The organism is Paenibacillus sp. FSL P2-0089 (assembly GCF_038595095.1).
Taxonomy (GTDB): domain Bacteria; phylum Bacillota; class Bacilli; order Paenibacillales; family Paenibacillaceae; genus Paenibacillus_AQ; species Paenibacillus_AQ silagei.
In genome coordinates, this window is sequence record NZ_CP152006.1 from 2898377 (window position 1) to 2912880 (window position 14504).

General features: G+C 52.8%; 15 protein-coding genes and 1 other annotated feature. Of the genes, 13 read left to right on the forward strand and 2 right to left on the reverse strand.

Translation table 11 applies throughout. From position 1 onward, the window contains the following. Window positions 1–89 precede the first annotated feature (89 nt). From NST69_RS11780 to NST69_RS11790, 3 genes are all read left to right on the forward strand, one after another. A complete protein-coding gene (locus NST69_RS11780; protein WP_342549389.1) occupies window positions 90–512 on the forward strand; it encodes an NUDIX domain-containing protein in 423 nt (140 codons plus the stop codon). Window positions 513–544: 32 nt separating this feature from the next. After that, window positions 545–1354: a helix-turn-helix transcriptional regulator gene (locus tag NST69_RS11785; RefSeq protein WP_339255961.1), complete on the forward strand. Its 810-nt coding sequence runs from the start codon at window positions 545–547 to the stop codon at window positions 1352–1354. 155 nt (window positions 1355–1509) lie between these two features. Next, a complete protein-coding gene (locus NST69_RS11790) occupies window positions 1510–2463 on the forward strand; it encodes an aldo/keto reductase (protein WP_342549390.1) in 954 nt (317 codons plus the stop codon). A 41-nt stretch (window positions 2464–2504) separates the two neighbouring features. Here the strand turns inward: NST69_RS11790 and metG are convergent, their stop codons facing one another. Continuing rightward, the gene (gene metG, locus NST69_RS11795) at window positions 2505–4223 is read right to left on the reverse strand and encodes a methionine--tRNA ligase (RefSeq protein ID WP_342549391.1); all 1719 of its coding nucleotides are present in this window, start codon (window positions 4221–4223) and stop codon (window positions 2505–2507) included. 49 nt (window positions 4224–4272) lie between these two features. Beyond that, window positions 4273–4542, reverse strand: a binding site (T-box leader). A gap of 182 nt (window positions 4543–4724) precedes the next feature. On the opposite strand from metG, the gene NST69_RS11800 reads away from it, so the two are divergent. From NST69_RS11800 to NST69_RS11825, 6 genes are all read left to right on the forward strand, one after another. Then, the gene (locus NST69_RS11800) at window positions 4725–5801 is read left to right on the forward strand and encodes a site-2 protease family protein (RefSeq protein WP_342549392.1); all 1077 of its coding nucleotides are present in this window, start codon (window positions 4725–4727) and stop codon (window positions 5799–5801) included. A gap of 70 nt (window positions 5802–5871) precedes the next feature. Next, on the forward strand, window positions 5872–6087 hold the full coding sequence (locus tag NST69_RS11805) for a hypothetical protein (protein ID WP_342549393.1): 216 nt from the start codon (window positions 5872–5874) through the stop codon (window positions 6085–6087). A 123-nt stretch (window positions 6088–6210) separates the two neighbouring features. Then, window positions 6211–6654 (forward strand): GNAT family N-acetyltransferase, encoded by a 444-nt coding sequence (locus NST69_RS11810; protein ID WP_339255971.1) that lies wholly within the window; start codon window positions 6211–6213, stop codon window positions 6652–6654. Window positions 6655–6745: 91 nt separating this feature from the next. After that, on the forward strand, window positions 6746–6982 hold the full coding sequence (locus NST69_RS11815) for a DUF3892 domain-containing protein (protein WP_036695032.1): 237 nt from the start codon (window positions 6746–6748) through the stop codon (window positions 6980–6982). Window positions 6983–7240: 258 nt separating this feature from the next. Then, complete coding sequence (locus NST69_RS11820) at window positions 7241–7795, forward strand: copper amine oxidase (RefSeq protein WP_036729511.1); 555 nt, start codon at window positions 7241–7243, stop codon at window positions 7793–7795. 83 nt (window positions 7796–7878) lie between these two features. Beyond that, complete coding sequence (locus NST69_RS11825; protein WP_036729508.1) at window positions 7879–8202, forward strand: DUF1292 domain-containing protein; 324 nt, start codon at window positions 7879–7881, stop codon at window positions 8200–8202. Between the two features lie 75 nt (window positions 8203–8277). Here the strand turns inward: NST69_RS11825 and NST69_RS11830 are convergent, their stop codons facing one another. After that, entirely contained in the window at window positions 8278–9753 is a 1476-nt protein-coding gene (locus NST69_RS11830; RefSeq protein WP_036729506.1) for an aminotransferase class I/II-fold pyridoxal phosphate-dependent enzyme, read from the reverse strand. 144 nt (window positions 9754–9897) lie between these two features. Here NST69_RS11830 and NST69_RS11835 point away from each other — a divergent pair, with 144 nt between their 5' ends. From NST69_RS11835 to NST69_RS11850, 4 genes are all read left to right on the forward strand, one after another. Further along, window positions 9898–11187 carry an MFS transporter gene (locus NST69_RS11835; protein WP_076074274.1) on the forward strand — a complete coding sequence of 430 codons (1290 nt, stop codon included), beginning with the start codon at window positions 9898–9900 and terminating at the stop codon, window positions 11185–11187. Between the two features lie 332 nt (window positions 11188–11519). Further along, complete coding sequence (locus tag NST69_RS11840) at window positions 11520–12116, forward strand: hypothetical protein (RefSeq protein ID WP_209877659.1); 597 nt, start codon at window positions 11520–11522, stop codon at window positions 12114–12116. A gap of 264 nt (window positions 12117–12380) precedes the next feature. Further along, entirely contained in the window at window positions 12381–13793 is a 1413-nt protein-coding gene (gndA, locus tag NST69_RS11845) for an NADP-dependent phosphogluconate dehydrogenase (protein ID WP_076074279.1), read from the forward strand. 191 nt (window positions 13794–13984) lie between these two features. Beyond that, on the forward strand, window positions 13985–14491 hold the full coding sequence (locus NST69_RS11850) for a shikimate kinase (protein ID WP_342549394.1): 507 nt from the start codon (window positions 13985–13987) through the stop codon (window positions 14489–14491). Window positions 14492–14504 lie beyond the last annotated feature (13 nt).

Consider the following 14504-nt stretch of genomic DNA (forward strand, 5'->3'; position numbering starts at 1 on the left):
AAAAACCCACGACACCCCATCCATAGTATATTACAATAATGGCGCTTATCTGGAAGATTCTAATGAACTATAAAAGGTGGAATTCTATCATGATCGTAACATTGCATGAAGCGGAGTGCCCTGGGGTGAGTCTCAAGTATGTAGTGATTTTTATGAAGCAAGGGAACGATTGGGTGCTGGTGCGGCACCGTGAGCGGTCCACATGGGAATTTGCCGGCGGGCATATTGAGGCGGGTGAGAGTCCCGGGGAAGCTGCGGTAAGAGAGCTTTACGAAGAGACAGGTGCTGAAGAATATGAACTGCATCCGTTATGCATCTATTCGGTCAGTAGTGAAGAGCTGGCAGAGAGCTACGGGATGTTATATTATGCAGATGTCAAAAGGTTCGGAAATTTGCCCCCGTACGAAATGGCGGAGCTTCGAAGCTTCAGCGAGCTACCGCAGGCGGTGACATACCCGGGGATTTACCCCACGCTATATGCGAGAGTGAGTGAATATGTGAAGCATCTATGAATCCATCGTAATGCTGAAAGGAGGCCCAGCTCATGAGTTACGAGATTACGAGGTTTAGGCGTCTTGGCGACTACCTGAGATCACGCCGGGAACGTCTGCAGCCTGAAGCTGTAGGGATCAAGGAAACGAACAGTCAGCGCAGAACACCGGGGCTGCGTCGGGAGGAGGTTGCGGTTCTGGCTGGTCTCAGCAGCACCTATTATACTTGGCTGGAGCAGGGCAGGGAGGTTACCGCCTCCAGAGAGGTCATGGAGAGTCTCAGTCAGGCGCTGCGGTTGTCGGCAGATGAGCGTAAGCATCTGTTTGAGCTATGGAATCCGGGCTTGCCGGATACACTTGCTTCTATAGATACAGCCAGTCCGGAGCTGAATCCGCAGTGGCGGAATATTATCCGCCAATTGACTTATCCGTCTTTTATTACGAATGAGCGGTCTGAGTTACTGGCCTGGAATGATAAAGCGAGTGAAGTGCTTAGTGATTTCGGAGGTCTGCCTGCTTCAGAGCGCATTATGATGCGTCTTCTGTTCCTGGATCTGGAGCTGCGCCGCCGGATGCGGAACTGGGAGGAGTTCGCAATCTATTCAGTAGGGGTGTACAGAACCTATTATGACATGAACCTGCACGATCCTTGGTACAAGGAGATGGTCGATCAGCTCCTGGAGGACAGTGCGGATTTCGCTGAGATGTGGAAGCAGCACAATATTCAAGGCAAGAAGGTCAACCGTGTGGTCATAGAGAGTCTTGGCACGAGCCAGCCTGTAGTCTACGATATCAATTCGATGGCCAATCTGGCGGATCACCCGGGTCTGCATATTTGTATCTATACCCCTGTCATAACGTAGTAGAGAATCATCTGAAGGCGCATTTTTACAGGTCTGTTGCTGCTCCCTGGTAATGATCTTACTAGCATGAACGTACTGTGGCTGCTCCACGGCAGGACGGTTAGAATAAGGTCATGTTCATAAGATCTATTACAGGGACAAGAGGAGGCAACCATATGCACACAAGAACACTTGGGAACGAAGGGCTGATCGTATCGGCTTTGGGACTCGGAACGATGATGATGCCAGATAATGAAGAGTCTGTACGAACCATTCATGGCGCGCTTGACCTGGGCGTAACCCTGCTGGACACAGCGGATATCTACGGAGCTTTCGAGCAGCAGCGCTTCGGCGGCAATGAACGGCTTCTCGGACGGGCGCTTAAGGGCCGGAGAGATCAGGCTGTGATTGCGACCAAATTCGGCATTACGCATACTCAGGGACCCAAGGGAGACCCGGCCTATATCAAAAAATCCGTAGATGCCAGCCTCTATCATCTCGGCACAGATTATATCGATCTGTACTATCAGCACCGTCCCGATCCGAACACGCCTATTGAGGAAACCGCCGGTACCCTGGCTGAACTCGTCAAGGAAGGGAAGATCCGTTATATCGGCTTATCCGAGGCTTCGCCTGAACTGATCCGCCGGGCACATGCGGTGCATCCGTTGACCGCCCTGCAGACAGAGTATTCGCTCTGGAGCCGGGAGGTGGAGGATGAGATTCTGCCGCTGGTCAAGGAGCTGGGCATCGGCTTCGTTCCTTATAGCCCGCTGGGCCGCGGTTTTCTGACTGGACAGATCAAGAGCTTCGATGATCTGCCGGAGGATGATTACCGCCGCCATTACCCTCGGTTCCAGGGAGAGAACTTCACCCGGAACCTGGAGGTCGTCTCGCTGATCGGGCAGATGGCGGCCGAGAAAGGCTACGCCCCGGCACAGCTTGCCCTGGCCTGGCTTCTAGCACAAGGAGATCAAATTGTACCGATTCCCGGCACGAAGCGGCTGGAGCGGTTACAAGAGAACCTCGGAGCGCTTAAGGTTACATTGACGGCAGAGGATCTCGCCCGGATTGAGCGGATATCCCCGCAAGGTATTGCAGCCGGAGCACGTTACCCCGGCCAGAACTAAGTTATTACACAGAGCGGACAGCCGCTGTGTATTCATCAATATTAAGACCCCGGAGCGTCCTTGCCTTCGCCGCTTGCTTTCGTGAGCGGTATGAGAGGCAGGACGCTTTTGTCTTTCATCCGCTCTATTTCCTCCTCTATGCGCTCTACATCTATCCGCTCGAACAGCAGCTCAAGCTCCAATATAGGCTGCTCTGCCAGGACGGATACCGGGTGCCATACGGGCTGTTCTATGGACAGGAAGCCTCTAATCTTCTCGCAGGAGAAGGGGAGGAACGGGTTCAGCAGGTTAGACAGATTGGCAATAATCTGAACACAGGTGTACAGCGTGTTAGCCCCGGCTGCAGGATCATGCTTGATCTGGAGCCACGGCTGCTGCTGATCGAAATACTTATTGGCCTGGCGGATATGCGAGAAGATGAATTCCAGGGCCTCCTTAAAGAGTCCGGCTTGGGTCAGCCTTCCTGCCTCCTTATACAGCTGGTCCAGACTGCTAACCCATGCTTCATCCAAGACTCCATCTGGAACTCTACCGTTCCAGAACTTATTCACGAATACGAGGCTGCGGTTGACGAAATTGCCGAATGCGCCCAGCAGCTCGCTGTTATGGCTGTAGATGAACTCTCTCCAGGAGAAGTCGGCATCCCGCTTCTCGGGACCGTTCGCAGTCAGGAAATAACGGACCGAGTCCGGGTCATACCGGCTGAGAATATCCGGCACCCAGACCGCCCAGTTGCGGCTGGTGGAGAATTTCTGCCCTTCCAGGGTCAGATATTCAGAAGAGAAGATCCGGTCCGGCAGATGCAGTTCCTCAGCTCCAAGCAGGATAGCAGGCCAGATCAGGCTGTGAAAAGGAATATTATCCTTCCCATGCACATAGTAAGCGGTTATAGGCGGCTGCCCATCGTTATCTTGTGCGGACCCTACAGACCAGAAATCCTCCCAGCGGCCCCCCGTCTCGGCGGCCCATTGCTTGCTGGCCGACAGATAACCGCTGACCGCTTCGATCCAGACATAGATTTTTTTGTCTGCGAAGCCTGGGGTGGGGACATCCACGCCCCAGTCCAGATCGCGTGTTGCTGCGCGGTCCTGCAGGCCTTCCTGCAGATATCTGCGGGTTAGACGGACGGCATTGTCTCTCCAGCCCTGCGCGGAATCAGCATATTCTGTGAGTGCTTGCTGGAAGCTGGACAGCGACAGATAGTAATGCTGAGTAGAGCGCAGCACAGGCGTAGAGCCGCAGAGGGCGCATGTGCGCTCCAGCAGATCCACCGGATCGAGAATCGTTGAACAGTAATCGCATTGGTCTCCCCGGGCCTGCTGTCCGCATACCGGGCAGAGGCCATGAACATAACGGTCCGGCAAGAAGCGCTGGTCCTGCTCACAATAACACTGGAGACCGGGTTTCTGGTACAGATACCCGTGATCCAGCAGCTTAAGGAACAGCTCCTGCACCGTATTGTGGTGATGTGCCTGATCGGTCCGGGTATACAAGTCATAAGTGAAGCCCAAGGCGCGGAAGCAAGCGGCGAACTCCTCATGATACCGGCTGGCGAATTCACCCGGGGCTACACCCTCCTGCGCCGCCTGTACAGCAACGGGGGTACCGTGACAATCACTGCCGGATACATAGAGCACAGCATCACCTTTAGCACGGTGGTAGCGGGCCAGAATATCTCCCGGAAGAATGCTGGCGAGTCTGCCCAGATGCAGGGAGCCGTTGGCATAAGGCCAAGCCCCTCCAATAAAAATGTTAGTCATATTTCTCTCCTCCTCAAATGATGTGAACGCAAAAAAGGCACTCATCCCCTAAAGGGACGAGAGCCTGTGCTCACGTGTTACCACCCAAATTCATCAATGCCTCGCAGCATCCACCTCTTCAGGTACGTCCGCAGATTAAAGCGGGTATACCCTAGCATGGTAACGGATGCGGGTTCCGGCGCAGCCTACGTCCCGGCGATGCGGGCTTCGATGCGCAGCTCTGAGACCATATTCCCGAGGGTTTTCTTTGCTCCTTTTCAGCATCCGGAGCTCTCTGTGGAAGAATTGCCAGGGTACTCTTTCTCTTCGCAGCTATTGTGGTTATCCTAATTACTGGATATCATATACGCAGGCCGGGAGATTTGTCAACACCGTAAGTCTATTTGCAATCCACTGCACTCCTGTGCGACAGTAGAGAGTAAGGGCTAACGGGAAGCAGAGGAGTGCCTGATCCTGGCCTGGAATTGAAGCGACACAGTGATCAAAAGGAGATTGAGACTATTGCAGGAAAACAAACAGGAGAAAAAAAGCTCGGGGGCATGGGGGTGGCTGGGCAGTGGGGCAGTACTGCTGCTGCTCAAGGGAAAAGCCATTATCTCTCTGCTTAAGCTGGGGAAAATCGCAGGTCCGCTGATCTCCATGATGGTATCCATCTGGGCTTATGCCCTGATCTCGCCATGGCAGTTCGCGGTGGGCTTCGTTGCCTTAATGTTCGTTCACGAGATCGGCCATGTGATCGCTGCCAAGCGGATTGGGCTGCCGGTGAGCGCGCCTCTATTTATTCCGTTTATGGGTGCACTCATTACGATGAAGCGGCAGCCGCTGGATGCCAGACAGGAAGCTTATGTAGCTTTTGGCGGCCCTATACTCGGGAGTATTGGTGCGGTTGTAGTATTCGGAGCGGCTTATTATTATCATAGTCCTTTGTTATACTCGCTGGCATACGTCGGGTTCTTGCTTAACTTGATTAACCTGCTGCCGATCCATCCGCTGGACGGGGGCAGAATTGCCACGGCGGTTACACGCTGGTTATGGCTGGTCGGGCTTATTGGAGGATTAGCTGTAATTATCTATCTGAAATCTATCTTATTTGGCGTAATCTGGGTAATGTTCGCTTATGATATGTATAAGAAGTACATCAGCCGGCGGACGAAGAATCAGATGCATACTGTGCTCAAAAGCTTCCTGATCCCCATCGGGGATCTGCAGGAGCAAGGATATCTGATCCCCGGCCCCGAGCATAAGCGGGAGCTGCCGTTCACCACCTACAGTGATTTGAACCGCCAGCAGTTTGTCGGCGTACGCTGGGATAACCTGGATTACTATGGAACGACGACCATGCCGGTGCAGTCGCTGATCGGAAAAGTCAAAGTCGTGCAACTAGATCAGCTGTATGTGGATGCCAGCCTGCAGATGAAGATGACCTGTGAGATCAGCTTCACGGTATATGACAATGATAAGTACTATGATGTGCCGGCTGCTTCCCGCTGGAGATATGGGGCCGCGTATTTTGTCCTTGCCGGAGTTCTTGGGGGGATGATGTATCTTGTCCATGTAGTGGGCAATGTAAATCTGTAAAGCTTCGTTTATGAACCTCCCGATTCGTCAAAGCTGTAAAGAGCCGAGAAGGATGAGGAGGTTAACAACTATGCGGTTGGCAAAAGTATGTCTCTTATGGATTGGAGCATGTCTCCTTCTGGGAATCGCCGGATGTACGGCAGGTAAGCAGGTTCCTGAATATACGGATGTTCACAGGATGACCGGACTGGACGGGAGTCTGAATTCACGGGATAGCCTGACCTCGCCGGTTCTGCGGGATGTGTATGACCGCTCGATTCCCGAGGAGGTCTATGAGACTCCGTAAATAAGGTGGTCGGAGGTTCCCTGTCCAAGGGCCTTGCCCTGAAGCTCTCAGGCTCTATACAGGATATTAATAATTCTGTATAATGCTCCATATTGATTGGAGCTATAGAGAGGAGCCAGGGAGATGGCAGTGGAAATCGTACATGTTACTACAGAGGAGCAGCTTCAAATGGCGCTGGAGATCCGCAAGAAGGTGTTTGTGGAAGAACAGAAGGTGCCGGTAGAAGAGGAGATCGATGAATATGATGCCATTAGTGAGCATGTGCATCATTTCCTGCTCATGGAGGGCGGGCAGCCGGCTGCAACCGGCCGGCTGATCTATTATAAAGCGGACACTGCCAAGATGCAGCGGATTGCCGTTCGGGAGGCCTTCCGCGCTAAGGGATGCGGACGTATTCTGCTGCTGGCTATGGAAGAACGGGCACGTGAGCTGGGTCTGCAGGCTTCCATTCTGGATGCCCAGTGTCAAGCAGAACCCTTTTACCGCAAGCTCGGCTATGAAGTGATCTCCAAGGAGCCCTTCTATGATGCCGGGATTCTACATGTAAGAATGAGTAAAGCCCTGTAATCTGCCGGGTACATACTCTTTCGCTGCGATGGACAAGCTAGAATCGGGCCAGGGTTGCTGGCTAATTCTAGTGCGAAGGAGACGATCCTAAGTGATGAATCAAGAACGGGAACGCTTTATTGCCGCCAAACGTAACGGTGACGGGGACCTGACCGGGTTCCAGACCTCCTCCGGACGCGTGCTGGATTATCAGCAGGCACTTCAGGAGGTTCAGTCCGGCAGCATCGCAGGGGTCAATGTATTTAAGGGCAAAGACGGCGAAATGTATATCCGCGGCGATGCAGATGGAGATCCTACGAACAATCTAGATCAGCTTCCGCAATTTTAGCCGGGCATAGATAACAGGGGGAACGGCCGGACAGGCGTCTTACAGGCGCTGAAGTCCGGCCGTTTCTATGTGCTAAGGGGGACTCCGGCTTCTCTGAAAATACTTCGTTTAAGGTCTGCTGTACATGCCGAAACCGGTTGCTGAAGGGCTTGTTTTTCTTTTCTTCTGCAAAAAGAAATAAATCCCTGAATTCTGCGCAACTTGTCGAAGGCTGAGCAGTATACATTAACAGCATGAATTATTTGGAGGGGCTTTACAATGAGATGGAGAAAAATTGCTCTGTGCACGGTTGTGTTTTTCATGATGGGAAGCTCCTATTTGTTCGCGGACGCTGTGAACCAGAAGATCAAAGTATGGAGCAATGGAAAGGAAATAGCCGATGGCGGCTATTTGATTGACGGCAAGACCTATATTCCCGCCAGGGAGGCCGGGGGTATCGTCAGCTGGGACGGCTCGGGCAGAGTGACGATCCTCAAGCCGAATGTTCATATCGTACTCTTCAAAGGCGACACGGTATTCGGCAATGTTAACACAGGCAAGCTGAAGATGAAAATTCTAACGCAGGTGGACAGCCTCAAGGACAGCATCGCTGCCGTGAAGGTGGCAATCACTGATCCTGCCGGGAATGTGAAGGATATTCTCGAGGATGCCGTCGGCTCCAAGAATGAGGATTTCTGGTTCTCCACACCGGAATTCACCTATGATTTCAAGGAACCGGGCAAATATAGCGTAGGCTTCTTCATGAAGGCGTCGAAGAACGGAGATTACATTCTTGTGTCCGAGAAGGTAGTTACGGCTTCATCCAAGAATTAAGTCTCTCCTGCAAATTGACCTGTCCTTATCTTACGTGTTACGATACCAAATGTAGGATAATTCAATTAAAGTGAGGTATTACAATGAGCGATCACAAACATGAGCATGGCCATGAACATGGTGAAGCATGCGGTTGCGGACATGATCACGACCATGAGCACGAGGAGTTTGTGCTGACCTTGACGAACGAGCAGGGCGAAGATGTAGAAATGGTACTGGTAGAAACGTTCGACGTAGGCGAGAAGTTGTACGCCCTGCTGCTTGAGCGCGAGAATCCGGAAGCAGACGGAATCATCCTTCGTATGGAAGAAGAAGACGAGGAAATGGTTCTGTACAACATTGAAGATGAAACTGAATGGAAAGCTGTTGAAGAAGCTTATAACGAGCTGCTTGCCCAGCAAGAATAGATTTCAGGCATTCATGCAAAACCCCGATACTATACGTATCGGGGTTTTGCATGTCGCACTGCTATAGGACAAGCCTTAGGAGATCGGCTCAGCTTCGACAATTACTTTTATATTGGTAATGCTGCGGTCTTCGGGTCCTTTGACGGGCAATCCGATTTCTACATGGTCAATGATATAGTCGATATTATCCTGGGTAATAACTTCTCCAGGGAGAAGAATAGGAATTCCCGGCGGATAGACGTAGATGAATTCTGCAATGATGTAGCCGGCAGACTCCCGGAAGGGAATCAGCTGCGTATCCGCATAGAAGGCATCTCTCGGGATTAGGGCCAGCTGCGGAATATTCGGCACCTGTACCTTAAGCTCATAGATCTCACCCTTGCTGTAATGGATCGCTGAGAGCACCTGCAGCGCCGCAAGCAGCTTATCTACAGATTCCTTAGTATCTCCAGGGGTAATCAGGCAAAGAATATTATACATGTCGCTGAGTTCAACTTCGATGTTGTACTTCTGCCGGAGCCAGTTCTCGGTCTCGTAACCGGTAATACCCAGATGCCTTACATGAATGTTCAGCTTCGTCGGATCATGATTGAAGGTGGCTTCTGTTCCGAGAATTTCTTTGCCGAAGCTGTACAGCCCCTCGATCTCGTTGATCGAATTGCGGGCATAATTGGACAAGGCGATGGTTCTCGCCGCCATCTCATGGCCGTTCAGGGCAAGGTTGCGTCTGGAGGTATCCAGAGAGGCAAGCAGAATATATGAGGTTGAAGTGGTGGTCAGCATGCTGAGAATGGTCTGTACCCGCTGTGGGTTGACAAGACCCGTCTTGGCATTGAGGTTCAGTACCGAGCTCTGCGTCATGGAGCCGCCCAGCTTATGCACACTGGTTGCTGCCATATCTGCACCGGCCTGCATGGCCGATACTGGTAAGTCCTCATGAAAATGAATCAGTACTCCATGTGCCTCGTCCACAAGTACGGGAACCCCGTAACTGTGGGCCAGGTCGACAATCGAACGGAGGTCGGCGCATACGCCGAAATACGTCGGATTGATAACGAGGACACCCTTGGCATCCGGATGGCGCCTTAAAGCCCGTTCCAGCGAGCTGGTGGTTATGCCGTGGTCTATCCCAAGATTCTCATCCTGTACAGGAGAGACGAAAATAGGCTTGGCTCCGGAGAAAATAATGGCCGACATTACCGATTTGTGAATATTGCGCGGCACAATAATTTTGTCTCCTTCTGAGCAGACAGAGAGGATCATAGTCATGATGGCATTGCTCGTGCCTTGTACACTGAAATACGTGTAATCGGCGCCGAAAGCCTCTGCAGCCAGCTTCTGAGCTTCAAGAATAACCCCGGTGGGCTGATGAAGATCATCAAGCGGTGCAATATTGATCAAATCTATGGATAGAGCGTTATCGCCGATAAACTCACGGAATTCGGCATCGGTCCCTAGCCCCTTCTTATGTCCCGGAATATGGAATTGAACTGGATTTCCGGCGGCATGCTTTTTGAGAGCAGTGAAGAGGGGAGTAGCTTGTTGATTCATTTAATGCTGTCACAACCTTTCGCGAAGAGTGGTTTTTTGATTTCGCTGAAGCAAAAGGCGTCCCCGGAGGGACAGAATACCTATTTCTACTTGAGCAAGCATCAGTATAACAAATCAATCAACATAATACTAGGATGTGATGAAATGTCTGGCAAAGCAGCGGAACGTATGCATATCAGTTTAGCCTCACCGTTCATATTAAAAATGTGGATCATTATTTTCCTGGTCGAATTCGTCAAAGGATCGCTGCTGGTAGCTCTGCTGCCGGTCTATATGGAGAATATTCTGGGCCTCTCCGTAACGGTGGTCGGGTTCGCCTTCGCGCTGCAGTATCTCGGGGATAACCTGTTCCGCAGTCCGTTCGGCTGGGTCATGGAGCGGATCGGCTACCGCTGGACGATGACAGGAGCTCTGCTGCTGCTGCTGGTGGCAGTCGGGCTGATTATCTATGCCAAAGATGCCGTAAGCTTGTCCCTCGCCTGTCTGATTCTGGGGATCGGCACCTCGCCGCTGTGGCCTTGTACGATGACAGGCATCACCGAGCTGGCAGGCTCTACCCGGAGCGGCAGCAGCGGCGCAGCCATGGGGGCGGTGGAGATGGCCTCACTGGCCGGAACCGGCGTCGGTCCGATTATCGTCAACTTCATGATGGATCATGGCGGACAGGGCTACCGGACGGTCTTCCTGGTGCTGATGGGCTTCGCTGCTGCTGTTGTAGCCGTGGCGCTGTTCCTGCCCTCGAAGATCGGCGGTCATGCGCCGCGCGTTGTCCGAGAGATATCGGCGGAAGGGCCGCCGGTACCTCGTAAGCCGGTAAGGCCCCTGGAGAGTCTGAAGCGGACCTGGCAGCAGGTCACCTCCTCCCTGAAGGTAAGCCGCCTGCTGTTCCCGGCATTGTTCCTGCAGGCTTTTGCGATCGGGCTTATGACCCCGGTGGTCACCTTGTTCGCACGTTCGGAGCTGCATGTCACCCCCAACCAGTTCAGCCTGCTGCTGATTGCCGGAGGAGGGATTACTGTGCTAACCCTTATACCCGCCGGGAAGCTGGTCGATAAGGTCGGCACCTCCATCTTCCTTAATATCGGCTTCCTGCTGGCGGCCTGCTCCATGGCTTTCTTCTCACAGGTCCGCTGGCTGCCGCTGGCCTTCGTGGCGGTGGCGCTGGTCGGGATCAGCTATGCGCTGATTCTCCCGGCGTGGAACGCCTTCCTGGCCAAGCAGGTGCCGGAGGGCGAGCGCGGGACTGTCTGGGGGCTCTTCCTGACGCTGCAGGGCTCAGGGATGGTTGCCGGTCCGGTGGTGTCAGGCAAGCTGTGGGATACGGTCAGCCACGGTGCCCCTTTTCTGGCCAGCGCGGGAGTAATGGTTGTGTTATTCGGCCTGCATCTGCTGATCGTCCACCGGACGAAGCTGAAGCACGGCAGGGCGCACTGAGTAGAGCGGACACAGGGGGGGGGAGTAAGCCGGTGTGGAAATGCAATAAGCCGTAGACTGCCTGAAAAGGAGGCGCAATGCGGCTTTATTGCTGTTTTTGCATATAAAAGGGCTGGTCCAACTCTCCTAAAACGGGTTCCAGCGTTTGGAAAAGGCTAAAAACGGGTAAAAATAGTCAATAAACCAAGTTACCGCTACATATTATGAAGTATAAAATAAGTGTAAGCCACACAAAGAATCAAGGTGCAAGCGGAGGTCCGGCAGTCTGTTCTACTCTTAGGTTAGGCCGTGAAGCTGACTATGCTTAAATCAAGCAGTTAGGGGGGAGTGCCGTGAACAAAAACGATGAAGTGGAGTACTGCAATCTGGAGCTGCGGTTCGACAGACAGCATATCCAGGATCTAATCAAGGACCTGATCAAGGAAGGTTATTCCCTGTACTGGAGTGAGAACGAGACTGTTTTTCTTATTTCGGTGCGCACCGGCCGCAAGCTTGTGAAGCTGCGCTTCCAGCGGATTAAGGACGGCTTCAAGCTGGTGGGGGACTACATGATCCGTGATGCGCGCCTGTCAGAATGGATGGAGAAGCTGATTGGGGATATGAGAGGTCATGCCGTTGTCAAGCGCTTCCGCGACCGTCAGATCATTATAGAGAATATTTTATTCGGTGAAGTCATCCGCCTGGTGGAGATTTCCGGTTATCAGCAGCGTGTGCTGTACCAGAAGGGGCCGCTGTTGTCGGATCAGGAGCTGACGAAGCTGTTCTACTCCATAGAGGGCGAAGAGCGGATCCGTGACCGCAGGCTTGCCGTGGATGAACAGCTCGACTTGCTGAATGAAGCTATGCGTGAGCGCGATACGGAAGCGGTGGCGGCCAGCACAGCGAGGCTTGAGCAATTGACCAGGGAGCTGGCAGCGCTGGAGTGGTAGTGCACTGAGTGAACTTAGGCGATTAAGGGCATCCCATAATGGGGTGTCCTTTTATTGTGCCTTTCTGGTGGAGGGGGTTCACTTCTGCGGACAAAACCGTTAAAATAGTCATTGTGAGCAATTTCCCTGATGGATCGAAGTTTGTCAATGAAATTGATCTCTCTTTCGCAGGCAGAACTTTGCTGTCTCTGACAAAGGGTGGTATTCTTATACTGCGAGAAATGGATTTCACAAAAATACAGGGTGCAAAGGGTGGAGAACCAGATGTCAAAACAACAAATCGGCGTTATTGGCTTGGCGGTAATGGGCAAAAATTTGGCTCTTAACATCGAGAGCAAAGGCTTCAGCGTATCCGTGTTTAACCGTTCCCCGGAGAAGACACATGATCTGGTTGCAGAAGCAGCAGGCAAGAACCTGGTGGGCACGTTCTCCGTTGAAGAGTTCGTACAATCACTGGAAGTACCGCGCAAGATTCTGATCATGGTTCAGGCAGGCCAGGCTACGGATGCCACCATTGAGCAGCTTCTGCCGTACTTGGATCAAGGCGATATCATCATCGATGGCGGTAACGCTTATTTCCCTGACACGGTACGCCGCAGCAAATATCTTGAAGACAAAGGCTTCCGCTTTGTCGGCACCGGCGTGTCCGGCGGTGAAGAAGGCGCACTCAAGGGCCCTTCGATTATGCCAGGCGGTCAAGAAAGCGCGTATAAGCTGGTTGAACCTATCCTTACGGCGATTTCAGCTCACGTGGGCGGAGAGCCTTGCTGTACATATATTGGGCCGGACGGCGCAGGACACTATGTCAAAATGGTGCATAACGGCATCGAGTATGGCGACATGCAGCTGATCGGCGAAGCCTACCACCTGCTCAAGGACGTCCTGGGTCTGGATGCCAAGGAGCTGCACAGCACCTTCGCAGAATGGAACAATGGCGAGCTGGACAGCTATCTGATCGAGATTACGAAGGATATCTTCGCCCAGTATGACGAAGAGACCGGCAAGCCGATGGTGGACGTCATCCTTGATGCTGCCGGACAAAAGGGTACCGGCAAGTGGACAAGCCAAAGCTCGCTGGATCTCGGCGTTCCGCTGTCCATGATTACCGAATCCGTCTTCTCCCGCTTCCTGTCTGCCATGAAGGAAGAACGCGTTGAAGCCAGCAAGGTGCTGAGTGGCCCTGCTACGGCTCCATTCGATGGTGACAAGGCTGAATTCATCGAGAACGTGCGTAAAGCGTTGTTCGCCAGCAAGATCGTATCGTATGCCCAGGGCTTCGCCCAGCTGCGTGTGGCTTCTGACGAATACGGCTGGAATCTGAAGTACGGCGAGCTGGCCAAGATCTGGCGCGGCGGTTGCATCATCCGTTCCCGGTTCCTGCAGAACATCACGGATGCCTATGCCAATAATGCAGAGCTGAAGAACCTTCTGCTTGATCCGTTCTTCAAGGATGTTATGGACAACTACCAGTCGGCATGGCGCAAGGTTATCGCTTCGGCTGTAACTCTGGGTATTCCGGTTCCGGGATTCTCCAGCGCCCTTGCATACTACGACAGCTACCGTACAGAACGTCTTCCGGCGAACCTGCTGCAAGCACAGCGCGATTACTTCGGCGCTCACACCTTCAAGCGTGTGGACAAAGAAGGCGTGTTCCACCACAACTGGCTGGCAGAGTAACAAGCAGCGTTCAGCTTATTGCTTAGGAACCCGAGATGCTTTCCGCTTCATGCGGAGGGCTTTCGGGTTTTTTGCATCCATGAGGCATAGCCATGGCGGGCACAGCCCGCCTGAAAATGAAGGCTGCCGGCATTGTGCAAACTTTTCACCCTGTGTTATGATATGACAAATGTCGCGGCTTGGAGGTTGTTATGGACGATCGAAATATCATTCTCGTCGGGATGATGGCTACGGGGAAATCCACAGTAGGCGCCATTCTGGCCGAGGAGCTTGACTATGAACTGGTTGATCTGGATGCAGTGATTACCGGGAGAGAAGGCCGCAGTATTGCGGATATCTTCGCAGAAGGCGGAGAGGAGGCATTCCGGAGCATTGAATCAGCGGTACTTCAGGAAATGCTGCAGGGAGAGCGCAAAGTGATCTCTACAGGCGGAGGGGCGGTGCTTGCGCCGGGGAATGCCGAAGTCATGCTGAAGCATGGATTCGTAGTGGCCCTTACAGCCTCGGAGGATACCATTATTGAACGGGTCAGCGGGGATGAGAACCGGCCGCTGCTCGCCGGCAATGCGGCGAACCGGGTCCGTTCCATTATGGAACAGCGCAGGGAAGCTTACCGTTTCGCGCATTGCACGGTCGATACAACGGAGTTGAATGTGGCTGAGGTCTCGCAATACATTTTACTGCGTTACCGCGCTTGAGCTTTTATGTGTG

Excerpts from the sequence above, each read along its gene's own strand:
- NST69_RS11780 (WP_342549389.1), top strand. The coding sequence starts at position 90 with ATGATCGTAACATTGCATGAAGCGGAGTGCCCTGGGGTGAGTCTCAAG.
- NST69_RS11785 (WP_339255961.1), top strand. The coding sequence starts at position 545 with ATGAGTTACGAGATTACGAGGTTTAGGCGTCTTGGCGACTACCTGAGA.
- NST69_RS11790 (WP_342549390.1), top strand. The coding sequence starts at position 1,510 with ATGCACACAAGAACACTTGGGAACGAAGGGCTGATCGTATCGGCTTTG.
- metG (WP_342549391.1), bottom strand. The coding sequence starts at position 4,223 with ATGACTAACATTTTTATTGGAGGGGCTTGGCCTTATGCCAACGGCTCC.
- NST69_RS11805 (WP_342549393.1), top strand. The coding sequence starts at position 5,872 with ATGCGGTTGGCAAAAGTATGTCTCTTATGGATTGGAGCATGTCTCCTT.
- NST69_RS11810 (WP_339255971.1), top strand. The coding sequence starts at position 6,211 with ATGGCAGTGGAAATCGTACATGTTACTACAGAGGAGCAGCTTCAAATG.
- NST69_RS11820 (WP_036729511.1), top strand. The coding sequence starts at position 7,241 with ATGAGATGGAGAAAAATTGCTCTGTGCACGGTTGTGTTTTTCATGATG.
- NST69_RS11825 (WP_036729508.1), top strand. The coding sequence starts at position 7,879 with ATGAGCGATCACAAACATGAGCATGGCCATGAACATGGTGAAGCATGC.
- NST69_RS11830 (WP_036729506.1), bottom strand. The coding sequence starts at position 9,753 with ATGAATCAACAAGCTACTCCCCTCTTCACTGCTCTCAAAAAGCATGCC.
- NST69_RS11835 (WP_076074274.1), top strand. The coding sequence starts at position 9,898 with ATGTCTGGCAAAGCAGCGGAACGTATGCATATCAGTTTAGCCTCACCG.
- gndA (WP_076074279.1), top strand. The coding sequence starts at position 12,381 with ATGTCAAAACAACAAATCGGCGTTATTGGCTTGGCGGTAATGGGCAAA.
- NST69_RS11850 (WP_342549394.1), top strand. The coding sequence starts at position 13,985 with ATGGACGATCGAAATATCATTCTCGTCGGGATGATGGCTACGGGGAAA.